The sequence below is a fragment of the Pseudomonas sp. WOUb67 genome (assembly GCF_050058005.1).
Taxonomy (GTDB): Bacteria; Pseudomonadota; Gammaproteobacteria; order Pseudomonadales; family Pseudomonadaceae; genus Aquipseudomonas; species Aquipseudomonas putida_R.
On sequence record NZ_CP170112.1, the window covers coordinates 6,299,652 to 6,323,889 of the forward strand.

The window sequence follows — 24,238 nt, forward strand, 5'->3', positions numbered from 1 at the left end:
AACCCGCCGGGCATATGCCCGGCGGCAAGGACGACCAGCAGTAAGGGAACTATGTGAAGCGAAGCAGTCCGCTGTCACCGCTGTTGCTGGGAGCCTTCGGGCTCCTGGCCCTCAACTTCCACCCGGTTGCCCAGGCAGCCGATGACATAGACCCCCAACTGCGCCAGATCGGGCCATCACTGCTACGCGATGCGCCCGAAGCGGTGCCCGCACGCCCCCCCACCGGCATGGCCCCGGTCGCCAGTGGCGAGCGGCTGGGGCTGACCGATGCGGTGCTGCAGGCCGCGCAATGGCACCCGAGTATCGCCGAGGCCATCGGCAACCTGTACAAGCAGGGCGAAGGCATCAACGTCGCCCGCGCCGGGTATTACCCGCAGATTTCCGGCGGTATCCGCACCGGTTACGACACCGGTTATGGCGGCGACCGCAACAGCCAGGCCCTGAACCTGTCGCTGAAGCAGATGCTCTACGACTTCGGCAAGGTCGACAGCGCCGTCAACGCGGCCCAGGCTGCCGCCGCCCGCGCCCAGGCCAACATCCTGCTGGTGGTCGACGAGCTGGCCCGCGACACGGCCTACGCCTGGATCGAAACCCGCCGCTATGAACAACTGATGACCATTGCCCGCGACCAGATTCGCGGGGTGGGCGACATTGCCGGCATGGCCCGCCAGCGCAGCGACATGGGCGCCAGCACGCGCTCCGATGTGGTGCAGGCCGAGTCCCGGGTGGAAAGCGCCCGCGCCACGCTGGAGGAGTACCAGTCGCAGTACGAGCGCTGGCGCTCGACCCTGGCGGCGCTGATGGGGCGCATCACCCCGCCGGCGCTGGCCGAGGATTCGCCAGCCGCGCTGAACCAGGCCTGCAAGCGGCCCTCGCAAGGCGATGACCGCCTGCCTGCCGTGCTGATGGCCCTGGCCCAGCGCGCCCAGGGCCAGGCCGAGCTGGCCCAGGCCAAGGCCGAGGCCTACCCGACCCTGTCGCTGCAACCGCAGGTCAACCACTACCTGGACAACGACTACAACCGCGACAACTCACGCATGGACCGCACCCAGGCGGGCATCTACCTGAACGTCGAGGTGCCCATCTATCAAGGGGGTGCCATCAGTGCCCGCAGCCGCGCGGCCGGTCATGCCCTGACCGCCGCCGACTCCGCCGAGGACGCGGCCCGCCTGCAAGCCCGTCGTGGCCTGGCCGAGGCCATGGCACAAACCTCCGGGCTGGGCCGTCGTCTGACGTCGCTGGAGGCGCGCCAGGTCAGCATCCAGGAAGCACGCATGCTGTACGGCCGCCAGTACCTGGACCTGGGCACGCGGCCCCTGCTCGACCTGCTCAACGCCGAGCAGGAGATCTACCAGTCACGCTTCGAACTCGCCGGCACCCGCTCCGACCTGCTGCGCCTGGATGTCGACTGCCTGTACAACACCGGCGCCCTGCGCACGGCCTTTGGCCTTGAGGGGCGCAACCTGCAAGGGGTGGAGATCCAGCCATGACCGATTCGATCAATGTGACCCTGCCTGAACAACCCACCGCCCCTGCGGCCGAAGCGCCTCATCGACCGGACCTTGGGCCGTGGCTGGAAGTGATGCTGCAGGTGGCGCACCACTACCGCCTGGACGTGTCGCCCCAGCGTATTCGCCTGGCCGCGGTAGAGGATGCCCGCCCGCTGGACGAGATCCTTCGCCACATGGCGCGCCAGGCCGGCCTGGCCCTGCGCTTCGTGCGCTTCGATGCCAAGGGTTTGCGACAGTGGCGTACACCGCTGGTGCTGGAACTGGACGATGGCCAACTGGCGGTGGTCGAGTCGGTCACCGAAGAGGACGACCTGGCGGTGGTGTTTGCCGGTGACCAGGGCCTGACCTCTCGCCTGCCCCGCGACACCCTCAAGGGCCGCATCAACCGCGTCGCCCTGCTGCGCCCGGCACGGCCGCTGCGCGATGTGCGCACCGATGACTACACCGCGCCCTACGACCGCCACTGGTTTACCCGCATCGTGCTGCGCGACCTGCGCCCCTATGGGCAGGTGATGGTCGCCTCGCTGGTGGCCAACGTATTGGCCCTCGCGGGGGTTCTGTTTTCGATGCAGGTGTACGACCGGGTGATCCCGGCCGAATCGCTGCCAACCCTGTACGTGCTGTTCGGCGGCGTGGTGCTGGCGCTGGTGTTCGACTTCAGCATGCGCCTGCTGCGGCTGAAGGTGACCGACCTGCTCGGCAAACGCGCCGACCTGCGGGTAAGCGACTTGGTCTACGGGCATGCCCTGCGCCTGCGCAACTCGGTACGGCCCAAGTCCACCGGGTCGTTCATCTCCCAGCTGCGCGAGCTGGAATCGATCCGCGACCTGATCACCTCCAGTACCGCCACGGCCCTGGCCGATCTGCCGTTCTTCCTGCTGTTCCTGTTCGTGTTCTGGCTGATCGGCGGCGTGCTGGTGATCATCCCGCTGGTCGCACTGCTGGCCATGGTGTTGCCCGGGCTGCTGGCACAACGGCGCCTGGCCAGGTATGCCAACGCCTCGATGCGTGAATCGGCGCTGCGCAACGCCATGCTGGTGGAAAGCATCCAGGGCCTGGACGAGATCAAGGCACTGCAGGCCGAGGCTCGCTTCGAGCGGCAGTGGAACCAGTACAACGCCGCCTGCGCCCACACCAACCTGCGCCTGCGCACCCTCACCAATGGCCTGGTGACCTGGACCCAGAACGTGCAGGGCGCGGTGTTTGCCGTGGTCATCGTGGTCGGCGCACCGATGGTCATCGCTGGCGACCTCACCACCGGTAGCCTGGTAGCGGCGTCGATGCTGTCGTCACGGATGATGGCGCCACTGGCGCAGCTGACCCATGTACTGACCCGCTGGCAGCAGGCCAAGGTGGCCCTGCAAGGGCTGGACAAACTGATGCAGTCACCGGTCGACCACCCCGAAGGCGAAGCCCGGGTGCACCTGCCGGCCATTCGTGGCGAGTACCGCCTGCGCCAGGCCAACTTCCGCTACAGCGAGGAGTCCCCGCCAGTATTGAACATCGGCCAGCTGGATATCCAGCCGGGCGAGCGCATTGCCGTGCTCGGGCGCAACGGCGCCGGCAAGTCGACCCTGCTGCAAGCCCTGGGAGGGGCCATGGACCTGGTGCAAGGCGAGGTCAGCCTGGACGGCATCGCCATGGGCCACCTCGACCCTGCCGACCTGCGCCGTGACGTGGGCGTGCTGGCGCAATACGCGCGCTTGTTCCACGGCACCCTGCGGGAAAACCTCACCCTCGGCGCCGGCCAGGCCAGCGACCAGGAACTGGTGGCCGCACTGGCTGCCACGGGCGCGCTGGACTTCGTCCGCCGCCTGCCCAAGGGCATGGACCACCTGATCCTGGAAGGCGGCCTGGGCTTGTCTGGCGGCCAGCGCCAGGCCCTGGTGCTGTCGCGCCTGCTGGTACGCCAGCCGCAAGTACTGCTGCTGGACGAACCGACCGCGTCGCTGGACGACATGACCGAGCGCAAGCTGCTGGATAACCTCGAACGCTTCTGCCAGGGCCGTACCCTGGTGATCGCCACCCACCGCCTGAGCGTGTTGCAACGTGTCGACCGCATCCTGGTGCTGGACGGCGGGCGCATCGTCATCGATGACACCCGCGATGCCGCGCTGGCCAAACTGCAAGGAGCCCAGGCATGAGCAACCATGAACTCCCGGCCTCCTACCTGGATGGGCAGGACGACCAGGCGGTGTTCCGCGCCGGCCGCATCATCACCCTTTGCGCCTTGATGCTGGCTGCGTTCCTGGCCTGGGCCGCCTGGTTCGAGGTGACCGAAGTGTCCACCGGCACCGGCAAGGTGATCCCCAGTTCGCGCGAGCAGGTGATCCAGTCGTTCGAGGGCGGCATCGTCGCGCAGATGAGCGTGGCCGAAGGCGACCTGGTCGAGCGCGGCCAGGTGCTGGCCCAGCTCGACCCGACCAAGACCGCCTCCAGCGTCGGCGAGAGCGAAGCCAAGTACCGCGCGGCCAAGGCCAGCCAGGCCCGCTTGCAGGCAGAGGTGACCGGCAAGCCGCTGACCTTCCCGGAAAGCCTGCGCGACTCACCCGACCTGATCGACGCCGAAACCGCGTTGTACCAGACCCGCCGGCGCGGCCTGGAGCAGACCCTGGCGGGTATCCAGGACTCACTGCAACTGGTGCGCAGCGAGCTGAAGATCACCGAGAACCTGGCAAAGATGGGCGCCTCCAGCCGGGTCGAAGTGATCCGCCTGAACCGCCAGCGTTCGGAGCTGGAACTCAAGGCCAACGAGGCGCGCTCCGACTACCTGGTGCGTGCCCGGGAAGAACTGGCCAGGGCCAGTGCCGAGGCCGACAGCCTGTCCGAGGTAGTGCGCGGGCGCAGTGACTCGCTGACTCGCCTGACCCTGCGCTCGCCGGTGCGCGGCATCGTCAAGGACATCGAGGTCAACACCCTGGGCGGCGTGGTGCAGCCCGGTGGCCAGGTGATGAAGATCGTGCCGATGGACGAACGCCTGCTGGTCGAAACCCGCATCGCGCCACGGGACATCGCCTTCATCCACCCGGACCAGGCGGCCAAGGTCAAGATCAGTGCCTATGACTACTCGGTGTATGGCGGGCTGGAAGGCAAGGTGGTGGGTATTTCGCCGGACACCCTGCAGGATGAAGTGAAACCGGAAATCTATTACTACCGGGTGTTCATCCGTACCGAGCAGGACAGCTTGCAGAACAAGGCCGGCAAACACTTTGCGATCGTGCCGGGGATGATTGCCACGGTGGATATCCGCACCGGGGAGAAGACCATCCTGGATTACCTGATCAAGCCGCTGAACCGGGCCAGGGAAGCCCTGCGCGAACGCTGACAGTAGCCATGGTGCTATCCCTGTGGGAGCGGGTTTACCCGCGAAAGGGCCTGGCCTGCGATCTGCATTGTCTGGGCCGGCCTCTTCGCGGGTGAACCCGCTCCCACAGGGGGCAGTGCCGCCTGGTCGATCCACGACACTTCAAGAACTAAAGCCCAGCCTGATCAGGCCGATAACCGGTTATCCCCTGTTCCCCACCGAAGGTCACCATGGCCACGCAAAATGCCCGCGCGGACTCGTTGTCCCTGCTGCTGTTCACCCTGCGCAGCGGCAAGTTGATGGCAATCAACCTGCTCAAGGTCAGCGAAATCATCCCCTGCCCGCCGCTGACCAAGCTGCCGGAATCGCACCCCAACGTGAAAGGTGTGGCGACCCTGCGTGGCCATTCGCTGTCGGTCATCGACCTGTCACGCGCCATTGGCGAACAGCCACTGGCCGACCCGTCTGGCGGCTGCCTGATCGTCACCGAGATCAGCCGCTCGCGCCAAGGCCTGCATGTGCAGGCGGTGAGCCGCATCGTGCATTGCCTGAGCACCGACATCAAACCGCCACCCTTCGCTTCGGGCAACCGCTCGTTCATCACCGGCGTGACCCGGGTCGACAACGCCCTGGTGCAGGTGCTGGACATCGAAAAAGTCATCCACTCCATCGCCCCACCGGTGGCCGAGGCGCCCCACGGCACCTTGGCCGAAGAAGACGCCAGCCTGCTGGCCGCCGCCAATATCCTGGTGGTGGACGACAGCCAGGTGGCCCTGCAGCAGTCGGTGCACACCCTGCGCAACCTGGGCATCGAATGCCACACCGCGCGCAGCGCCAAAGACGCCATCAACGTGCTGCTGGAACTGCAAGGCACCGCGCAGGAGATCAACATCATCGTCTCCGACATCGAAATGAGCGAAATGGACGGCTACGCCTTCACCCGCACCTTGCGAGAAACACCCGACTTCCAGCACCTGTACGTGCTGCTGCACACCTCGCTGGACAGCGCCATGAGCAGCGAGAAGGCAACACAGGCCGGGGCCAATGCCATCCTCACCAAGTTCTCCTCGCCAGAGCTGACCGATTGTCTGGTGGTGGCCGCGCGTACCGTGGTGTTTGCAGAGCACTGATATATTAAGCGACAAACTCCCCGGCTTGCCGCCGGGGGTGAGTCGGGCATAATTCGCGCCCCTCGCAAGCAAATTGCCGGAATCGCGTATGAAGTTTTTCAGCTCTATCCTGATCACCTGCGCCCTCTTCAGCGGTGTCGCCCACGCCTCCAGCAGCCAGGCCTGGAACGAGCAGCGCCAACAGATGCTCAAGGCCTGCCTGGCCGCCAGCCAGTTCAAGGATGCCCACGCCCGCGGCAAGCCCGCCGAGTTCGATGACCAGGTCGGCATGAGCGCCCTGCTGGTTGAAGGCGTCTACCCCCAGAAGCACATGCAGCAGCGCACCGGCACCGAGCTGTGCCTGTACGACCGCCAGCACCAGCGTGCCTTCGTCAGCGAGTGGAGCCCGGAAGCCAAGTGACCGAGAGCTTGCGATTCGGCTGTACCGGCTGCGGCAAGTGCTGCACCGGGCACCATGTGCCGTTGACCCTGAATGAAGCACGCCGCTGGGCGGATGCCGCCGGCCAGGTGGTGGTGCTGATCGAGGCGTTCGTCACCGATGGCCCTGGCATGCCGGCAGAGCAGCGCGAGCACGTGCTGCGCCGTTCCCATGCCGTGCACTGCGGCGACGGCGAAGCACGCGTGTCGGTCACCTTTGCCGCCTTCAACCCCGGGCGCTGCCGCAACCTCGACGACAACGACCTGTGCACCATCTACGATGAGCGCCCGCTGGTCTGTCGCATCTACCCCGTCGAGATCAACCCGCACATTCCGCTGCGCCCGGACAACAAGGACTGCCCGCCGGAAGCCTGGCAACAAGGGCCGGAACTGATTCACGGCACGCAACTGGTCGATACGGAACTGGAAGCGCTGGTGCAAGCCTCGCGGCAGGCCGACCGCGACGACATTGCCGCCAAGGTGGCGGTGTGTCAGGCGCTGGGCATGACCACCAGTGCGCTCAAGGGCAATGGCTTTACCGCCTACCTGCCGGACATGGGCGCGTTTGCCACAGCGCTGGCGCAGGTGCAGGGGGATGACGGGGGGCAGTGGACCTTGCATGTGCAGGATGAAGCGCTGGTCGCCAGCTTGCAGGGGCTTGGTTTGCGCACTACCAGCGAGCCCCCGGTGTACTACGCCTTTATCGGTTTCTAGCCTGACCGGCTGCAGAAAGGCATGCACGGTAATCTGTGGGAGCGGGCATCCCCGCGAAGAACCCACCGCGGTGGATGGCACCGGCTCTGCCGGTGTTCGCGGGCGCGCCCGCTCCCACAAGTATCGCGCAAGCTTTGACGAGAGAAGTCCGCGCATGACCAAAGGGCGCGAAACTGACAGCGCTGTCAGCCAGCGGTCACGCTGCCGACCCGGTTCGGGGGCTATAAGATTGAGTACAGACCATCGTTTCCCTCACTTCTGGCCAAGGTGCCCGCACCAATGCGACGTCCGTCCCGCTCTGTCCTCCTCGCCGCCCTGGCGCTCCTGGCCCTGGTCGTAGCAGGCATCTGGTTCAGCCAGCGCCAACCCGCACCGGCCGCCCGCGCGCAAACCGCCGTGCCGGTGCGTGTGGTCAGCGTCGCCCAGCAGGACGTGCCGCGCTATGCCAGCGCCATCGGCTCGGTGTTGTCGCTGCACAGCGTCGAGGTGCGGCCACAAGTCGAGGGGATACTCACCCAAGTGCTGGTCAAGGAAGGCCAATGGGTCAAGGAAGGCGACCTGCTCGCCACCCTCGACGACCGCAGCATCCGCGCCAGCCTCGACCAGGCCCGCGCCCAGCTCGGCCAGAGCCAGGCACAGATCCAGGTGGCCGGGGTCGACCTCAAGCGCTACCGCCTGCTCAGCAGCGATGACGGCGTATCGAAGCAGACCCTCGACCAGCAACAGGCGCTGGTCAACCAGTTGCAGGCCACGGTCAAGGGCAACCAGGCCGCCATCGCCAATGCCGAAGTGCAGCTTTCCTATACGCAGATCCGCTCACCGGTCACCGGGCGCGCCGGCATCCGCAACGTCGACCCTGGCAACCTGGTACGCACCAGCGACACCCAGGGCCTGTTCAGCGTCACCCAGATCGACCCGATTGCCGTGGAGTTCTCCCTGCCGCAGCAAATGCTGCCAACCCTGCAAAGCCTGCTCAAGGCGACCACCCCGGCGCTGGTGCAGGCCTACATGGATGCCGACGGTGAGCGTAGCCTGCTGGGCGAAGGCCACCTGGCGCTGATCGACAACCAGGTTTCCGCCACCACCGGCACCGTGCGGGTAAAAGCCGAATTCGACAACAAGGACGGCCATCTGTGGCCGGGCCAGCTGGTCACCATTCGCCTGCGCACCGCCGTGGAAGAAAACGCCCTGGTGGTACCGCCGCCCGTGGTGCAACGCGGCGTCGACGGGCACTTCGTTTACCGCCTGGACGGCGACAAGGTCACCAGCGTGCCGGTCAAGGTGCTGTACCAGGACAGCGGGCTGAACATCATCGCCGGGGTCAAGCCGGGCGACCGGCTGGTGCTCGACGGCCAGTCGCGGCTCAAGCCGGGCGCGCGGGTAGAAATCACCGCCGACGCCCCCGCAGCGTCGGAAATGGCTGACCGCCGGAGCCAGCCATGAACACCCGCAACGGCGTTTCCGCCTGGTGCATCGACCACCCCATCGCCACCCTGCTGCTGACATTCGCCCTGGTGCTGCTGGGCGCCATCGCCTTCCCGCGCCTGCCGGTGGCGCCACTGCCGGAGGCGGACTTCCCGACCATCCAGGTCACCGCCCAATTGCCCGGCGCCAGCCCGGAAACCATGGCGTCGTCCGTGGCCACGCCGCTGGAGGTGCAGTTCAGCGCCATCCCCGGCATGACCCAGATGACCAGCAGCAGCGCCCTGGGCTCGACCACGCTGATCCTGCAGTTCACCCTCGACAAGAACATCGACACCGCCGCCCAGGAAGTGCAGGCGGCGATCAACACGGCCACCGCGCGCTTGCCGCAAGACCTGCCCAACCCGCCGACCTGGCGCAAGGTCAACCCGGCCGACAGCCCGGTGCTGGTGCTGACGGTCAGCTCCAACCAGATGCCCGGCAACGACCTCAGCGACTACACCGAAACCTTGCTGGCCCGCCAGCTAAGCCAGATCGACGGGGTAGGCCTGATCAACATCACCGGGCAACTGCGCCCGGCAATCCGCGTGCAGGCGCAACCCGAGAAGCTTGCCGCCATCGGCCTTACCCTGGCCGACCTGCGCCTGGCCATCCAGCAGACCAGCCTGAACCTGGCCAAGGGCGCGCTGTACGGCGAGCACAGCGTGTCGACCATTGCCGCCAACGACCAGCTGTTCCACCCCGAGGATTACGCGCAACTGATCGTCTCGTACCGCGACGGCGCACCCGTGCACCTCAAGGACGTGGCCAAGGTCATCAACGGGGCTGAAAACGCCTACGTGAAGGCCTGGTCCGGCGACCAGCCGGGGCTGAACCTGGTGATCTTCCGCCAGCCTGGTGCCAACATCGTCGATACCGTGGACCGCGTGCTGGCCGCCCTGCCCAGGCTGCAAGAGATGCTGCCGGCCTCGGTCGAAGTGTCGGTGCTGCAGGACCGCACCCAGACCATCCGCGCCTCGCTGCACGAAGTGGAACTGACCCTGATGATCGCCGTGGCCCTGGTAATCGGGGTGATGGCGCTGTTCCTGCGCCAGTGGTCGGCAACCCTGGTGGTGTCCAGCGTGCTCGGCGTGTCGCTGATCGCCAGTTGCGCGCTGATGTACGTGCTGGGTTTCAGCCTGAACAACCTCACCCTGGTGGCCATCGTCATCTCGGTGGGCTTCGTGGTTGACGATGCCATCGTGGTGGTCGAAAACATCCACCGCCACCTGGAAGCCGGCGACGACAGCCGCACCGCGGCGCTCAAGGGCGCCGGGGAAATTGGCTTTACCGTGGTGTCGATCAGTTTCTCGCTGATTGCTGCATTCATCCCGCTGCTGTTCATGGGTGGTGTGGTCGGCCGGCTGTTCAAGGAGTTCGCCCTGACCGCTACCGCCACCATCCTGATTTCGGTGGTGGTCTCGCTGACCCTGGCGCCGACCCTGTGCGCGCTGTTCATGCGCCGACCACCCGGTGAGCACAAGGGCGGCTTTGGCGAGCGCCTGGTCAAGTGGTACGAAAAGGGCCTGAACCGGGCCCTCGCCCACCAGCGCCTGACCCTCGGCGTGTTTGGTGTGACACTGGCGCTGGCGGTGGCCGGTTACGTAGCCATCCCCAAGGGCTTTTTCCCGCTGCAGGACACCGGCTTCATTCTCGGCACCAGCGAAGCTGCGGCGGATGTTTCGTACCCGTCGATGATCGAGAAGCACCAGGCGCTGGCCAAGATCATCGAGGCAGACCCTGCAGTGCGTGCATTCTCCCATTCGGTGGGCGTTACCGGCAGCAACCAGACCATCGCCAACGGCCGCTTCTGGATCGCCCTCAAGCCGCGTGGCGAGCGCGATGTATCGGCCAGCGAGCTGATCGACCGGCTGCGGCCCAAGCTGGCCCAGGTACCGGGTATCGTCCTGTACATGCGCGCCGGCCAGGACATCAACCTCAGCTCCGGGCCTTCGCGCACGCAGTACCAGTACGTGCTCAAGAGCAACGACGGCGAGGCGTTGAACCTGTGGACCCAGCGCCTGACCGACCGCCTGCGGGAAAACCCGGCGTTCCGCGACCTGTCCAACGACCTGCAACTGGGTGCCAGCGTCACCCGCATCGACATCGACCGCCAGGCCGCAGCGCGCTTTGGCCTGACCACCACCGACGTCGACCAGGCCCTGTACGACGCCTTCGGCCAGCGGCAGATCAGCGAATTCCAGACCGATACCAACCAGTACAAGGTGATCCTCGAACTGGATGCCCGCCAGCGCGGCAAGGCCGAAAGCCTCAACTACTTCTACCTGCGCTCGCCGCTGACCAACGAAATGGTGCCGCTGTCGGCCGTGGCTCACGTGGCACCACCCAGCACCGGGCCGCTGTCGATCAGCCATGACGGCCTGTTCCCGGCGGCCAACCTGTCGTTCAACCTGGCCCCCGGCGTGGCCCTGGGTGATGCGGTGAGCATCCTCGACCGCACCCAGCGCGAACTGGGCATGCCCGACTCCATCAGCGGCAACTTCCAGGGCGCGGCCCAGGCCTTCCAGAGTTCGCTGTCGAGCCAGCCGTGGCTGATCCTGGCGGCGCTGGTGGCGGTGTACATCATCCTGGGCGTGCTGTACGAAAGCTTCGTCCACCCGCTGACAATCATCTCCACCCTGCCCTCGGCCGGCCTGGGCGCGTTGATACTGCTGTGGGCCATGGGCCAGGACTTCAGCATCATGGGGCTGATCGGCGTGGTGCTGCTGATCGGTATCGTCAAGAAAAACGGCATCCTGCTGATCGACTTCGCCCTTGAAGCCCAGCGCCATCACGGCATGACACCGGAGCAGGCGATTCACCAGGCGTGCCTGACGCGCTTCCGGCCGATCATCATGACCACCTTGGCGGCCTTGCTGGGCGCGGTGCCGCTGATGTTCGGCTTTGGCACCGGCGCCGAGCTGCGCCAGCCACTGGGCATTGCCGTGGTTGGCGGCCTGCTGGTGAGCCAGGCCCTGACGCTGTTCACCACCCCGGTCATATACTTGGCCCTGGAGCGCCTGTTCCACCGCCGCCAGGCTGCCCGTGCGGCAGCGCCAAGTGCCAGCTAGGACAAGACCATGCGTGTGCTGATCATCGAAGACGAAGAAAAAACCGCCGACTACCTGCATCGCGGCCTGAGCGAACAGGGCTTTACCGTGGACCTTGCGCGGGACGGCATCGATGGCCTGCACCTGGCCCTGGAGGGTGACTACGCGGTGATCGTGCTGGATGTGATGCTGCCTGGCCTGGACGGCTATGGCGTGCTGCGCGCCTTGCGCGCGCGCAAGCAGACGCCGGTGATCATGCTGACCGCCCGCGAGCGGGTCGAAGACCGCATCCATGGCCTGCGTGAAGGCGCCGACGACTACCTGGGCAAGCCGTTTTCGTTTCTGGAGCTGGTCGCCCGCCTGCAGGCCCTGACCCGGCGCAGCAGCAGCCATGAACCGTTGCAGGTACAAGTGGCAGACCTGTGGATCGACCTGATGGCGCGCAAGGCCACCCGCGCCGGCCAACGCCTGGACCTGACCGCCAAGGAATTCTCGCTGCTCAGCGTGCTGGCCCGCCGGCAGGGCGAAATCCTGTCGAAGACGGCGATTGCCGAGCTGGTCTGGGACATCAACTTCGACAGCGACGCCAACGTCGTGGAAGTGGCGATCAAACGCCTGCGCGCCAAGCTCGACGGGCCTTTCGACAACAAACTGCTGCACACCATCCGAGGCATGGGCTATGTCCTGGAAAACCGTGCGGGGTAATTCCATCGCCCTGCGCCTGTCGGCGCTGTTCATCCTGGTGGCGCTGGGCGTGTTCCTGCTGATCGGCTCGGCGCTGTACCGCCAGGTGGACCGCAGCCTGGACCTGCTGCCGCAAGCGGAGCTGGATGCACGCTTCAGCGTGCTTGAATCCACCCTCAACCGCTTCGGCACGCAGGAGCACTGGGCCAAGATCAACAACAAGCTCAACCTGCTCAGCGAAGAAGACAAGCGCATCCGCTTCTGGGTGGTCAGCAGCAACCCGGCCTACGAATACGGCCACCCCAGCGAGCTGGTACGTGCCTTCGCCGAAGGCCCGCAGGGTATGCGCGACCTGCGCCTGCCCGACCGGCCCTACCCGTACAAGGTGCTGGTCAGTGAGCTGCCGGCGCTGGGCGAGCGGCCGGCGATGCGCTTTCTGATCGGCATCGACACCGAAACCTTCTGGCAGGCCCAGCACAGCCTGCTGGTGGCGATTGTCGGGCTGGCGGTGCTTGGCGTGCTGCTGGCTTCAATACTGGGCTACTGGGTGGCGCGCATTGGCCTGCGCCCGCTGCTGGCGTTGTCCAACGAGGCCCAGGCCCTGGCCCCGCCACGCCTGGACGGGCGTTTGCAAACCCACGCCCTGGCCCCGGAGCTGGCACAGTTCGCGGGCGCCTTCAACGCCGCGCTCGACCGGGTCAGCCAGGCCTACTCACGGCTGGAAGCCTTCAACGCCGACGTCGCCCACGAACTGCGCTCGCCACTGACCAACCTGATCGGCCAGACCCAGGTGGCGCTGACCCGCGGCCGCAGCGCCGAGCACTATTTCGAAGTGCTGCAATCGAACCTGGAAGAGCTGGAGCGCCTGCGCAGCATCATCAACGACATGCTGTTCCTGGCCAGCGCCGACCAGGGCAGCAAGGCCACCGCCCTGACCCAGGCCTCGCTGGCCGAAGAAGTGGCGACCACCCTCGATTACCTGGACTACATCCTCGAAGACGCCCAGGTCAGCGTGAGCGTGACCGGCGACGCCCAGGCCCCCATCGAAAAGGCCCAGTTGCGCCGGGCGCTGATCAACCTGCTGAACAACGCCGTGCAACACACCGCGCCGCATCAGGTGATCCAGGTGCAGATCGATGCCGGGCCCGAGCAGGTCAGCATCGCCGTGAGCAACCCGGGGCCGGCGATTGACGATGAGCACCTGCCATTGCTGTTCGAACGCTTCTACCGGGTGGATGCCGCGCGCAGCAACAGCGGTGGGGGCAACCATGGGTTGGGGTTGGCCATCGTCAAGGCGATTGCACTGATGCATGGGGGGGAGGTGTTTGTGCGCAGTGGGGCCGGGCTCAATACCTTCGGTATCCAGTTACCGATCCTGAAGCCTGCACGGTCTCTGTAGGAGCGGCCTTGTGTCGCGATGGGCTGCGAAGCGGCCCCAGATTCTGCGCCATGGCAACTAATGCCGGGGCTGCTGCGCAGCCCATCGCGACACAAGGCCGCTCCTACAGGGACCGCGTCTAGCGCGGGGGTTTGCGGCGAAAGTACTATTGCTTTTCTTTGGATCGTTACCTTTTGCGCAACAGTGCTTATCGCACTTCGCTCTGTTTCAAGTGCACTGAAAGGACTAACTTTACTCCTGTCCTCATTAGCACTTGCCCCGCAAGAAGGTAGTTTCAAATGTCCAACAGTATGGGTATTGCCAGCGTCTTCGTTCTGTCTTCCCTGTTGTTGTCGCCCCTGGCCATGGCCGAAGAATCCAGCGCTTTCGTCACCCGTAATGCAGAGCTCGCCGCCGTCCATCAAGACGCCCGCGACGCAGTAGCTGCAAACAAGGCTGACGCCGCCAAAGACGCAAAACAGACAGCTTCCAAAGTTTCTGTCGATGCCAACGCCGACAGCTGATCACGCGCTGTCACTGCTCCCGATTTCCCTTGGCTATGCAATGGGCACCACCGGTGCCGATATGTTAGCCTTTTAAAGCCGCTGCCGATCAGCGGCTTTTTTTATGTGCTTTAACTCTCAGCCACGCTGTAACGTCTACCTATAAAAAAGACGCACATTCAAAAATAAAAACTGCCCCACCGTCAGACCAAAGGAGCTAGTACCGGTGCCTTCCGCGTTCCGTTTTACCCCGCTGTTCATTGCGTTGACTGCAACGATCCCTTTCGCCGCCCAGGCAGATGAAGACAAGGCTGATGGCTTCATCGAAGGCTCGTCCTTCAACCTGCATTTCCGTAATGCCTACTTCAACCGCGACAACCACAACGCTGGCGTGCGTGACACCCGCGAGTGGGGCCAGGGCGCGGTTGCGCGCTTCGAGTCGGGCTACACCCCAGGCGTGATCGGCTTTGGCCTGGATGCCCATGCCATGCTGGGCCTGAAACTCGACGGTGGTGGCGGCCATGCCGGCACCAGCATCCTGCCCGAGCACATCAAAGACGACGGCGAGCTGGGCGCTGCCCCGCATTCGTTCTCCACTGCCGGTGCGGCGATCAAGCTGAAGGCGTTCGACACCGAACTGAAAGCCGGTGACCTGTTCCTCACCAACCCGGTGATCGCTGGCGGCGAAACCCGCATGCTGCCGCAGACCTTCCGTGGAGTGAGCCTGACCAACACCAGCATCGACGGCCTGCTGCTCGAAGGCGGCCAGGTGAGCTTCACCCACCCGTACAACCAGAGCGGCCACCGCCGTATCGACACCTACTACGGCTCGCTGGACGAACACGACAAGAGCAAGCACCTGAACTGGGCAGGCGCGTCGTGGAGCGGTACCGAGAACATCACCACCAACCTTTACGCCGCCGAGCTGAAGGACATCTGGAACCAGTACTACGCTGACTTCGACTACACCTACGTGGTCAACGACCTGGTCAGCCTGAACCCGGGCGTGCACTTCTACCACACCCAGGACACCGGCCAGGCCCTGCTGGGCAAGATCGACAACAACACCTACAGCGTGCACTTCACCGTCAACGCCGGGTACCACAGCGTCACCGCTGCCTACCAGCGAGTGAACGGCAACACGCCGTTCGACTACATCAACCTGGGCGACAGCGTGTACCTGGACAACTCGCGCATGTACTCGGACTTCAACGCGCCGAACGAGCGCTCGTGGAAGCTGCAGTACGACTATGACTTCGCCGGTGTCGGCGTGCCTGGCCTGACCACCTCGCTGTCGTACTCGCGCGGTGAAGCCGACCTGACCCAAGCCACCCAGGACACCAGCCACTACGACTACTACCGTGAAGATGGCAAGAACGCCATGCACTGGGAACGCGACCTGGACGTGAAGTACGTGTTCCAGGAGGGTGACCTCAAGGACCTGTCGGTACTGGTGCGCTACGCCACCCACCGTGGCAGCCAGGGTTATGCGTCGATCGACAGCAACAGCGACAACGACGAAGTGCGCGTGATCGTCGACTACCCGCTGAACGTGTTCTGATCTAACACCGTATGCGAGGGCTTTGCCCTCGTTTCGCCGGCAAGCCAGCTCCCACAGGTAATGCACAGGCTCAAGAGCTTCGCAGTACCTGTGGGAGCTGGCTTGCCGGCGATGGGCTGCATAGCAGCCCCATACGTGATTCCGTCGGACAAATCTTGTCCGACAATCTCCGCTTCCCTAGAATATCGCCGCCGCGAATGGCCCTGCCCACGCAGTAGCGAGCATGCCCACCCGATTACCGCGCTTCGCATTTCTCAGGTCGCACCCCGAGCTGACCCTCAACCTGGGCAGTTGCCTTGCCGTGCTCGCCATCGTGGCCATCGTCAGCTTCCTGCTGGCGCGCGAACGGGACAGCGTCGAGCTGTCGGCCATTCGCTCGTCCAACAACATCGTCCAGCTGATCGAAAGCGACATCCTGCGCAACGCCGAACTCTACGATCAGTCACTGCAAGGCCTGATCTGGGCCGTCGGGCGCAAGGAACTACCGGAAATACCCGGCCCGTTGCGCCAACGCCTGCTGTTCAATGAAGCCTTCGTCGACCGCAAGCGCGGTGACGTGCTGTGGCTGGACAAGCAAGGCAATGTAGTGGGCGACTCCACCAGCAATGTGCCGCGCCAGGCCAACTTCGGCGACACCGGGGTCTTCAAGGCGCACCAGCGCGATGCCAACTTGGGCCTGCTGGTGGGCCCGCCGTTCAAGGCCAGGCTTGGCGGCCTGGACTGGTGCATCAGCTTCAGCCGGCGCATCTCCGGCCCCGATGGCGAGTTTGCCGGGCTGGCCGCAGGCGCACTGCGCCTGTCGTACTTCAGTGAGCTGTTCAAGCGCCTGGACATCGGCGACGACAGCAGCATCAACCTGTTCAATGCCGACGGGCAGCTGCTCGCCCGTCAGCCCTCACGTCCGCAAGACCCGCCAATCGGTAGCAACTATGCCGAGCGGCCCAACTTCAAGCGCATTCTCAGCGAACAGAGCGGTAACTTCACGGCCCGCTCCGGCAGCGACGGCAACCCGCGCATCTACACCTTCGCCAGGGTCGCGCAGTTGCCGCTGATCGTGCTGGTGGTGCACTCGGCCGACGAAGTGTTCCAGTCCTGGCGCCGCACCGCGATTCTGGTGAGCGTCGCCACGGGCGTGTTGTGCGTGGGCATTCTCTGGCTGACCCTGCTGCTGGGCCGCGAACTGCGCCGCCGCCAGGAGGCCGAACAGGGCCTGGCGACATTGGCCGCAACCGACAGCCTGACCGGCCTGGCCAACCGTCGCCGTCTGGACCAGGTGCTGCGCCAGGAGTGGGCGCGCGCGCAGCGCAATCGCAAGCCGTTGGCGGTGCTGATGGTGGATGTGGACCACTTCAAGGCGTTCAACCAGCGCCACGGCCATGCCGGGGGCGACCACGCGTTGCGTGAGGTGGCCAAAACCATCGAGGCGAGCATCCGCCGCCCGGCAGATCTGGCCGCTCGTTATGGGGGGGAGGAGTTTCAGGTGGTGCTGCCAGAAACTGATCTAGCCGGCGCACGGCTGCTGGCCGAGCGCATACGCACCAGCGTCGAAGCGCTGGCACCTTTTGCCGATGACGCCCACTCGGTGACAGTGAGCATCGGCATCGGCCTGTCCGGCACCCAGCACGACCTGAGCAGGGTGCTGGGGGCTGCGGACGAAGCGCTCTACCGGGCCAAGGCCAAGGGCCGCAACCGGGTAGAGGGGCCTGACGCTTAGGAGCGGGCGCGGGCGGCGTTGCGCAGGGCCTTGACCTGGTCATGGTTGCGCTGCACGCCTTGCAGCTGTTTTTCCACCAGGCCATAGGTCATGTCGCTGGCACTGCGGCCCAGTTTCACCAGCTTCTCGCGGGCTTCCTTGTAGGCCTTGAGGGCGTGGTCCTCGCCGCGCTCGACTTCGTTGAGCACCGCTTCTTCGTCCTTGCCGGTGACCATCGACTTCAGGTTGACCCACCCGCGATGCAAGTCGCCGCTGATGCTGGTAGAAGTTTCCGGGTCGCCACCCAGGCGGCGCACTTCGCTTTGCAGCTCGCCAGCGGCGTTGGCGCATTCACCGGCACGCTGGACGAAGAACGCTTTCAGCTCGGGATTTTTCACGTCTTCGGCCGAGGTTTTGAAACCCTTCTCGCCATCCTTGCTGTACTCGATCAGGTCGTTGAGCACGTCAATCACGTCTTTGTTGGGGTTGCTCATGGTCGAACTCCTTGGCAGGTGATAGTCATCTGTAAGGGAGCAGAGTTCGTGCCAGTCTTTGCGTTAGAAATAAATCCATATAAATCAGATAGTTAGAGACTTACGCATACAGCCTGATGAGGGCGTTCTGCATGATTGCCGCTTGGGCCTTCGTGCAGATTGCAGTATGGTCGGCGCTTTTCCACAGCCAGGTGCATCGATGATGAAGCCGGAAACCCTCGAACTGCTGGTGACCCGGACCATGCCGTTTGGCAAGTACCAGGGCAGAGCCATTGCGGACCTGCCGGGGGATTACCTGGCGTGGTTTGCGCGTAAGGGCTTCCCTGCGGGGGAATTAGGTGGGTTGTTGGCATTGATGCATGAAATCGACCACAACGGGCTGGGTGATCTGCTGGTGCCGTTGCGCAAGAAGCATGGGCGCTGAGAGCGCTGAGGCGGGCTCTGTGGGAGCGGCCTTGTGTCGATTTCAAGGTAAACACAAAGCCCTGTAGGAGCAGCCTTGTGCTGCGAAGAGGCCATTACAGCCGAAGACAGCTTTTAGCCTTACCGGCCTCTTCGCAGCACAAGGCTGCTCCTACAGTACGGGGTCAGCTCAGGCACTTTTAACCGGCGCCACCGCCAGCTCAACCTGCTCGCTCTTCTTGATCACCGCATACACCACCGCCGTCAGCAGGCTGCCCGCCACGATCGCCAGCAAATACAGCAATGCATGGTTGATCGCATTGGGGATCAGCAGTACGAACAAGCCGCCATGCGGCGCCATCAGCTTGCAGCCGAAGTACATCGACAGTGCCCCCGTCAGCGCCCCTCCGGCGATACTCGCCGGGATCACCCGCAGCGGGTCTTTGGCAGCAAACGGGATCGCCCCTTCGGAAATGAAGCACAGCCCCAGTGCCAACGCGGCCTTGCCCGCCTCCCGCTCGCTCTGGGCGAACTTGCGCCGGGCCAGGAAGGTGGCGATGCCCAGGCCGATCGGTGGCACCATGCCGGCAGCCATGGTCGCCGCCATCGGTGCGTAGCTCGACGACGCCAGCAAACCCACCGAGAAGGCATAGGCGGCCTTGTTGATCGGCCCACCCAGGTCGACACACATCATGCCGCCCAGCAGCAGCCCCAGCAAAATGGCATTGGTGGTGCCCATGCTGTCGAGGAAATGCGTAAGGCCTTCGAGCATGGCCGCCACTGGCTGGCCGACCACGTAGATCATCACCAGGCCTGTGACCAGGCTGGCCAGCAGGGGAATGATCAGGATCGGCTTCAGCGCTTCCAGGCTGCTGGGCAAGCGCGCCCAGCGGGCAATGGCCTTGGCGCTGTAACCGGCAATGAAACCGGCGACGATGCCACCGATGAAGCCGGCACCCAAGGTGCTGGCCAGCAGGCCACCGATCATGCCCGGCGCAAGCCCCGGGCGGTCGGCGATGGACCAGGCGATATAGCCCGCCAGCAGCGGCACCATCAGTTTGAACGCGGCCTCCCCGCCAATCTGCATCAACGCGGCCGGCAAGGTACCCGGCTGTTTGTAGGCCTCGATGCCGAACACGAACGACAGGGCAATCAGCAGGCCACCCGCCACCACCATCGGCAGCATGAACGACACGCCGGTAAGCAGGTGCTTGTACACACCCGTCTTCTCCCCCTTCGCCGTCGTGGCAGCCGCTGCGGTATCGGCGCTGCTTTCCACCTTGGCTTCGGCCAGGGCCTTGTCCAGGGTGGCGCGTGCCTGCTTGAGCGCAATGCCTGTGCCGCATCGGTAGATACGCTTGCCGGCAAACCGCGCGGTCGGCACTTCAATATCAGCAGCCAGCAGCACCACATCCGCTTCAGCGATGGCCTCGACAGACAAGGGATTGCGCGCACCGACCGAACCCTGGGTTTCGACGGTGAGCTGATAGCCCATCTGTTGCGCGGCTTGCTGCAATGCCTCCGCCGCCATGAACGTATGCGCGACACCCGTCGGGCAGGCGGTGACTGCGACGATGCGTGTGCCAGCGCTGGCGACTTCGGCCGGCACGCCTGCTGCAGCCATCAGCGGTTGGGCGTTGGCCGCCGCTTCATCAAGAAAGCCCTCGCGGTCGGCCAGGGCCTGGGACGGCGTGCTCTGGTACACGCGCTTGCCCACGAAGCGGGCCAGGTCCACCGGGCCGGTGCTGATCACCAGCACCCAGTCGGCCTCGGCGATCTGCGCGGCGCTCAGTTGCCGCTCGGGGTGCTCGGCATCCTGCACTTCCACACTGGTGCTCCAGCCGCGCCGCTGGGCAGCGGCAGACAGCAAGCGCGCGCTCAGCACACTCGACACCTGGCCGTTGGGGCAGGCAGTGACAATGGCAATGTTCATCGGCAACCCTCTTGTTGTTCTGTCAGTTGCACCGCGGCTTCCAGGCGCGCCAGCTGCTCACGGTCACGGATGCCGAAGCCAACCTGGGTGACGGCCTGGGCGGCAATCGCGGTGGCGCGGGTCAACGTCTGTGCAGGGGCCTCGCCCTGCAGCAGGCCATGGACCATGCCGGCGACCAGCGAATCCCCCGCCCCCACCGTGCTGGCAACCCTTACCTCGGGCGGGCAGGCATGCAGGGCCAGGTCGCGGGCGAACCAGCTGACGCCCTGCTCGCCCGCAGACACCACCACATGTTCGACGCCGCTGGCCAGTAGCTGCTCGGCAGCGGCACGTTGCTGCGCCGGGTTATCCACAGCCAGGCCAAGCACTTCGCCAAGCTCTTCGGTATTGGGTTTGACCAACCAGGGCGCGCTTTGCAGGCCGGCGCGCAAGGCTTCGCCGCTGCTGTCCAGCGCCACCTTCAGGCCAAGGGCCTTCAACCGGTCAAGCAGCTGGCGGAACCAATCGGCGCTGATCCCTCGCGGCAGGCTGCCCGCCACCACCACGGCATCGTGCCCCGGGGCGACCTGCTCCAGGCGGTGCAGCAAGGCACTGCATGCCGCCTCGTCGATCTCCGGACCTTGCCCATTGATGTCCGTGACGCGGCCATCGGCCTCCACCAGCTTGATGTTGCTGCGGGTTTCGCCCGGTACCCGAACAAAGCAGTCGGTAAAGCCGCGCCAGTCGATCAGCGCCTCGAACGGCTGCAGGTTATCGCACCCGAGGAAACCGCCAACGGTCACGCTGTGCCCCAGGTCGGCCAGTACCTGGGCAACGTTCAGCCCTTTGCCCGCCGCGTGGCTCTGTTGCGCCTGGCTGCGGTTGACCTGCCCCGGGCGCAGGGTATCGAGGCCGATGGTGATATCCAGCGCCGGGTTCAGGGTGAGGGTGAGGATCTTGGCCATTCAGTAACGCTCCACCAGCGCGCGAACCGCTGCGGCGCTGTCTTGTTGCAGGGCCTCGCGCGCCAGGGCGCGGGCCGTCTGATGATCGGCCTGGCGAACCAGGGCCTTGACTTCGGCGATGCTGCGCGCGGACACGCTGAGTTCGTCCACGTCCAGCCCCAGCAGCACCGGCACCGCCTGCGGGTCGGCCGCCAGCTCGCCGCACACGCCCACCCACTTGCCGTGGGCATGGGCGGCGCGCACGGTCATGTCGATCAGGCTCAATACCGCCGGGTGCAGGCCGTCGGCCTGGGCCGAAAGGCTGGGGTGGCCGCGGTCGATGGCCAGCGTGTATTGGGTCAGGTCGTTGGTGCCGATACTGAAGAAGTCCACTTCGCGCGCCAGTTGCGCGGCCAGCAGGGCCGCCGAAGGCACCTCGACCATGATGCCCAGTTGCAAGTCGGCCACCGGGATTTCTGCACGCAGGCGCTCGACCATGGCCCGCGCCTCGCGCCACTCGTGCACCTGGCCCACCATCGGGAACATGATGCGCAGCGGGCGCTGGTCGGCGGCCCGCAGCAAGGCGCGCAACTGGTCTTCCATCACCTGCGGGCGCTGCAGGGTCAGGCGTATGCCGCGCACGCCGAGGAAGGGGTTTTCCTCGGCGGTGATCGGCCAGTACGGCAGCGGCTTGTCGCCGCCGACATCGAGGGTGCGCACCACCAGCGGCCGCCCGCCCAGGCCATCGAGCACGCGGCGGTACTCGGCCTCCTGGGTGGCCACGTCCGGGGCCTGCGGGTGGGCCATGAAAATCAGTTCGGTGCGCAGCAAGCCCACACCTTCGGCGCCCTGCTCCACTACCTTGGCGATGCCGCTGCTCTCACCGATGTTGGCGAATACTTCCACGGCGTGGCCATCGCGGGTGACAGCGGGTTCAAACCGGTTGGCCCAGGCGGCCTGCAAACGCTGTTCGCGCGCATCACGCTCGGCCAGCGCGCGTTGCAATTCATCCTCCGGCGGCGCCACGCTGACTACGCCGCGTTGGCCATCCAGCAGCAACGGGGTGCCAGGCTCCAGCAGCAGGATCGCCGCCCCCACACCGACCACCGCCGGGATGCCCAGGGCACGGGCGACAATGGCGCTGTGGGCAGTGGCGCCGCCCTGAGCCGTGACGATACCGGCGACCCGGTTTGGGTCCAGCCGGGCGACGTCGGACGGGCCGACTTCGGTCATCACCAGCACGTACGGTTGCTCGGGTTCAGCCTGGGCATGCACACCGCACAACTGCGCCAGCACGCGGCGGCCGATATCGCGCAAGTCGGCGGCGCGCTCCGCCAGCAGGGCATCGTGCAACGCCTCTTGCTGGCGCGCCGCGGCCTCGATCACCGCCATCCACGCCGCCGCAGCGCTTTCCCCCTGGGCAAGGCGCTGCTCGACATCATCGGTCAAGGCCGGGTCGGCGAGCATTTCCTGGTGAGTGACGAAAATCTCGCCAATGGCCTTGTCGCTGCGCTGGACCAAGGCCTGCAGCTCACTGTGCACCGTGGCCAGGGCCTGGCGCAGCTTTTGCCGTTCCTGGGCACAGGACTCGCCGCGCAGGGGGTAGTCGAACTCACGCTCGACACACACATGGGCAGGGCCACTGGCAATGCCGGGGGCAGCGCCCACGCCCTGAACGCGGCTACCGGCCGCAGGGGCTTGCAGCACCTGGGCAGCAACACTGGCAACGGGCTCCGCACTTGGCGGCAGCGGCTCCACCTCTTCACCCAGGCCTTGTTCGATGGCGGCCAGCAACACCGGCAAGGCATCGGCGGCGATACCCGGCTCGGCCACTAGTTCCAGGGCCTGGCCACGACGGGCGCCGAGGCTGAGCAGCTTGCTCAGGCTCTTCACCGACACCGCCGGCTGCGCGCTGTCGACCAAGCGTATACGGATTTCCCCCTCGAAACCTTTCGCCAGTTGCGCCAGCACCTTGGCCGGGCGGGCATGCAAGCCATGCGGGTTGGCCAGCACGATGCGCGCGCTGGGCCAGTCTGCTGGCGCCTCGCCGCCCAGCACTTCAAGCACTGCACGGCTGCTGGTGGCCTGATAGAGCATTTGCCCGCGGCCTTCGATCAGCACTTCGCACAGGCGCTCAAGCAGGGCCTGGTGAGCAGCGCCAAGGCTGGCCAGGCAGAACAGGCCATTGAGCGGCTGGTCACGGTAACGCAGTGGCTGCTGCGGGGTAATAAAAGCCAGGCCCGGCTGACGCACCTGGCGCTCGCTGTGCAGCCACCACAGGCCCTCGCCCAGTGGCAGCGGCTCGGCCTGCTGCAGCACAGCGGCAAAACCGCTGTCGACGCAGTCGGCGCGCTGCAACAGGCGGGCACCGCGCCAGGCCAGTTCGTCGAAGTCTTCGGCCGGCAGGTTCAGGCCGACCAGTTGCGCATCCAGCGCCAGCGCTTGTGGCGCGCCTTGCAGCAGCTTGAGCAGTGCTTCGGCGGAACTGGCCCGGCGCAGCGCCTCGGCCAGGTCGGTCTCGCCCAGCGCGCGGGTCAGCAGTTGCAGCAAGCGCAGGTGTTCGTCGGAACGGGCGGCGATACCGATGGCCAGATAGACCATTTGCCCATCACCCCAGTCCACGCCTTCGGGAAACTGCAACAGACGCACGCCGGTGGCATACACCAGGTCACGGGTTTGCGGGGTGCCATGGGGGATGGCGATGCCCTGGCCAAGGAAGGTGGAGCCTTGCGCCTCGCGGTCCTGCAGCCCCTGCAGGTACCCCTGCGCGACAAGGCCATCGGCAACCAGCCGGTCCGCCAGCAGGCGCAACGCCCCGGCCTTGTCGGCGGCCGTCTGGCCCATGGCTATCTGCTCCTTGGCGAGTTCGAGCATGACCTTCTCCTTTTGCAGTTCCCGGTCGGGTACTGGAGTATTGTTGTGAAATTCACATGAAGGGCCAGTTCAACAGCCTTGCACAGATGGCAGCCGAGGCAGAAAATTCGGCAGCTGAAACGTTTAATCTGACCAGGCGGCCACGTTACTCGATAATCTGCCCGGTAAAAAGCCCCATCCTGTCGGACAATTGCGACAATGGTCGT

Annotated in this window: 18 protein-coding genes; 14 read left to right on the forward strand and 4 right to left on the reverse strand. The window is 65.4% G+C overall.

The features are described from left to right. Positions 1-53 precede the first annotated feature (53 nt). From ABOC32_RS27850 to ABOC32_RS27910, 13 genes are all read left to right on the forward strand, one after another. Positions 54-1,490, forward strand: coding sequence for a TolC family outer membrane protein (locus ABOC32_RS27850; protein WP_426809631.1), 1,437 nt, complete (start codon positions 54-56; stop codon positions 1,488-1,490). Next, positions 1,487-3,655, forward strand: coding sequence for a type I secretion system permease/ATPase (locus ABOC32_RS27855; protein WP_426809632.1), 2,169 nt, complete (start codon positions 1,487-1,489; stop codon positions 3,653-3,655). Before ABOC32_RS27850 ends, ABOC32_RS27855 begins: the two co-directional genes overlap by 4 nt. Next, complete coding sequence (locus tag ABOC32_RS27860) at positions 3,652-4,836, forward strand: HlyD family type I secretion periplasmic adaptor subunit (RefSeq protein ID WP_426809633.1); 1,185 nt, start codon at positions 3,652-3,654, stop codon at positions 4,834-4,836. The genes ABOC32_RS27855 and ABOC32_RS27860 overlap by 4 nt, the downstream gene beginning before the upstream one ends. Before the next feature lie 209 nt (positions 4,837-5,045). Next, positions 5,046-5,945, forward strand: coding sequence for a chemotaxis protein (locus ABOC32_RS27865; protein ID WP_426809634.1), 900 nt, complete (start codon positions 5,046-5,048; stop codon positions 5,943-5,945). A gap of 88 nt (positions 5,946-6,033) precedes the next feature. Beyond that, complete coding sequence (locus tag ABOC32_RS27870; protein ID WP_426809635.1) at positions 6,034-6,345, forward strand: hypothetical protein; 312 nt, start codon at positions 6,034-6,036, stop codon at positions 6,343-6,345. Further along, positions 6,342-7,076 carry a YkgJ family cysteine cluster protein gene (locus ABOC32_RS27875; protein ID WP_426809636.1) on the forward strand — a complete coding sequence of 245 codons (735 nt, stop codon included), beginning with the start codon at positions 6,342-6,344 and terminating at the stop codon, positions 7,074-7,076. The genes ABOC32_RS27870 and ABOC32_RS27875 overlap by 4 nt, the downstream gene beginning before the upstream one ends. Before the next feature lie 279 nt (positions 7,077-7,355). After that, positions 7,356-8,519 (forward strand): efflux RND transporter periplasmic adaptor subunit, encoded by a 1,164-nt coding sequence (locus ABOC32_RS27880; protein WP_426809637.1) that lies wholly within the window; start codon positions 7,356-7,358, stop codon positions 8,517-8,519. Further along, positions 8,516-11,608, forward strand: a complete 3,093-nt coding sequence (locus ABOC32_RS27885; protein WP_426809638.1) for a multidrug efflux RND transporter permease subunit — start codon at positions 8,516-8,518, stop codon at positions 11,606-11,608. Before ABOC32_RS27880 ends, ABOC32_RS27885 begins: the two co-directional genes overlap by 4 nt. A gap of 9 nt (positions 11,609-11,617) precedes the next feature. Then, positions 11,618-12,292 carry a heavy metal response regulator transcription factor gene (locus ABOC32_RS27890; RefSeq protein ID WP_012270545.1) on the forward strand — a complete coding sequence of 225 codons (675 nt, stop codon included), beginning with the start codon at positions 11,618-11,620 and terminating at the stop codon, positions 12,290-12,292. Then, complete coding sequence (locus ABOC32_RS27895; RefSeq protein WP_426809639.1) at positions 12,267-13,670, forward strand: heavy metal sensor histidine kinase; 1,404 nt, start codon at positions 12,267-12,269, stop codon at positions 13,668-13,670. The genes ABOC32_RS27890 and ABOC32_RS27895 overlap by 26 nt, the downstream gene beginning before the upstream one ends. Before the next feature lie 278 nt (positions 13,671-13,948). Continuing rightward, positions 13,949-14,173 carry a hypothetical protein gene (locus tag ABOC32_RS27900; RefSeq protein ID WP_019470382.1) on the forward strand — a complete coding sequence of 75 codons (225 nt, stop codon included), beginning with the start codon at positions 13,949-13,951 and terminating at the stop codon, positions 14,171-14,173. A gap of 205 nt (positions 14,174-14,378) precedes the next feature. Further along, a complete protein-coding gene (locus tag ABOC32_RS27905) occupies positions 14,379-15,713 on the forward strand; it encodes an OprD family porin (RefSeq protein WP_426809640.1) in 1,335 nt (444 codons plus the stop codon). A gap of 223 nt (positions 15,714-15,936) precedes the next feature. Further along, positions 15,937-17,427 carry a diguanylate cyclase gene (locus ABOC32_RS27910; protein ID WP_426809641.1) on the forward strand — a complete coding sequence of 497 codons (1,491 nt, stop codon included), beginning with the start codon at positions 15,937-15,939 and terminating at the stop codon, positions 17,425-17,427. On the opposite strand, the gene ABOC32_RS27915 is transcribed toward ABOC32_RS27910, so the two are convergent. Then, on the reverse strand, positions 17,424-17,900 hold the full coding sequence (locus ABOC32_RS27915) for a ferritin-like domain-containing protein (protein ID WP_234227508.1): 477 nt from the start codon (positions 17,898-17,900) through the stop codon (positions 17,424-17,426). The two genes, ABOC32_RS27910 and ABOC32_RS27915, sit on opposite strands and share 4 nt — an antisense overlap. Positions 17,901-18,102: 202 nt before the next feature. Between ABOC32_RS27915 and ABOC32_RS27920 the strand changes: the two genes are divergently transcribed. Further along, positions 18,103-18,324: a DUF3820 family protein gene (locus ABOC32_RS27920; RefSeq protein ID WP_043200601.1), complete on the forward strand. Its 222-nt coding sequence runs from the start codon at positions 18,103-18,105 to the stop codon at positions 18,322-18,324. Between the two features lie 168 nt (positions 18,325-18,492). Here ABOC32_RS27920 and ABOC32_RS27925 read toward each other — a convergent pair whose 3' ends face one another. The 3 genes from ABOC32_RS27925 to ptsP are packed head-to-tail and all read right to left on the reverse strand — an operon-like array spanning position 18,493 to position 24,032. Continuing rightward, the gene (locus ABOC32_RS27925; protein WP_426809642.1) at positions 18,493-20,235 is read right to left on the reverse strand and encodes a PTS fructose-like transporter subunit IIB; all 1,743 of its coding nucleotides are present in this window, start codon (positions 20,233-20,235) and stop codon (positions 18,493-18,495) included. Beyond that, positions 20,232-21,179: a 1-phosphofructokinase gene (gene pfkB / locus ABOC32_RS27930; RefSeq protein WP_426809643.1), complete on the reverse strand. Its 948-nt coding sequence runs from the start codon at positions 21,177-21,179 to the stop codon at positions 20,232-20,234. Before pfkB ends, ABOC32_RS27925 begins: the two co-directional genes overlap by 4 nt. Further along, entirely contained in the window at positions 21,180-24,032 is a 2,853-nt protein-coding gene (ptsP, locus tag ABOC32_RS27935) for a phosphoenolpyruvate--protein phosphotransferase (protein ID WP_426809644.1), read from the reverse strand. Between the last annotated feature and the right edge of the window lie 206 nt (positions 24,033-24,238).

Bases quoted from the DNA above. Each gene is read 5' to 3' on its own strand.
- pfkB (WP_426809643.1), bottom strand. From the start codon at position 21,179: ATGGCCAAGATCCTCACCCTCACCCTGAACCCGGCGCTGGATATCACC.
- ptsP (WP_426809644.1), bottom strand. From the start codon at position 24,032: ATGCTCGAACTCGCCAAGGAGCAGATAGCCATGGGCCAGACGGCCGCC.
- ABOC32_RS27915 (WP_234227508.1), bottom strand. From the start codon at position 17,900: ATGAGCAACCCCAACAAAGACGTGATTGACGTGCTCAACGACCTGATC.
- ABOC32_RS27910 (WP_426809641.1), top strand. From the start codon at position 15,937: ATGCCCACCCGATTACCGCGCTTCGCATTTCTCAGGTCGCACCCCGAG.
- ABOC32_RS27925 (WP_426809642.1), bottom strand. From the start codon at position 20,235: ATGAACATTGCCATTGTCACTGCCTGCCCCAACGGCCAGGTGTCGAGT.
- ABOC32_RS27900 (WP_019470382.1), top strand. From the start codon at position 13,949: ATGTCCAACAGTATGGGTATTGCCAGCGTCTTCGTTCTGTCTTCCCTG.
- ABOC32_RS27890 (WP_012270545.1), top strand. From the start codon at position 11,618: ATGCGTGTGCTGATCATCGAAGACGAAGAAAAAACCGCCGACTACCTG.
- ABOC32_RS27855 (WP_426809632.1), top strand. From the start codon at position 1,487: ATGACCGATTCGATCAATGTGACCCTGCCTGAACAACCCACCGCCCCT.
- ABOC32_RS27895 (WP_426809639.1), top strand. From the start codon at position 12,267: ATGTCCTGGAAAACCGTGCGGGGTAATTCCATCGCCCTGCGCCTGTCG.
- ABOC32_RS27920 (WP_043200601.1), top strand. From the start codon at position 18,103: ATGAAGCCGGAAACCCTCGAACTGCTGGTGACCCGGACCATGCCGTTT.
- ABOC32_RS27860 (WP_426809633.1), top strand. From the start codon at position 3,652: ATGAGCAACCATGAACTCCCGGCCTCCTACCTGGATGGGCAGGACGAC.
- ABOC32_RS27865 (WP_426809634.1), top strand. From the start codon at position 5,046: ATGGCCACGCAAAATGCCCGCGCGGACTCGTTGTCCCTGCTGCTGTTC.
- ABOC32_RS27885 (WP_426809638.1), top strand. From the start codon at position 8,516: ATGAACACCCGCAACGGCGTTTCCGCCTGGTGCATCGACCACCCCATC.
- ABOC32_RS27880 (WP_426809637.1), top strand. From the start codon at position 7,356: ATGCGACGTCCGTCCCGCTCTGTCCTCCTCGCCGCCCTGGCGCTCCTG.
- ABOC32_RS27870 (WP_426809635.1), top strand. From the start codon at position 6,034: ATGAAGTTTTTCAGCTCTATCCTGATCACCTGCGCCCTCTTCAGCGGT.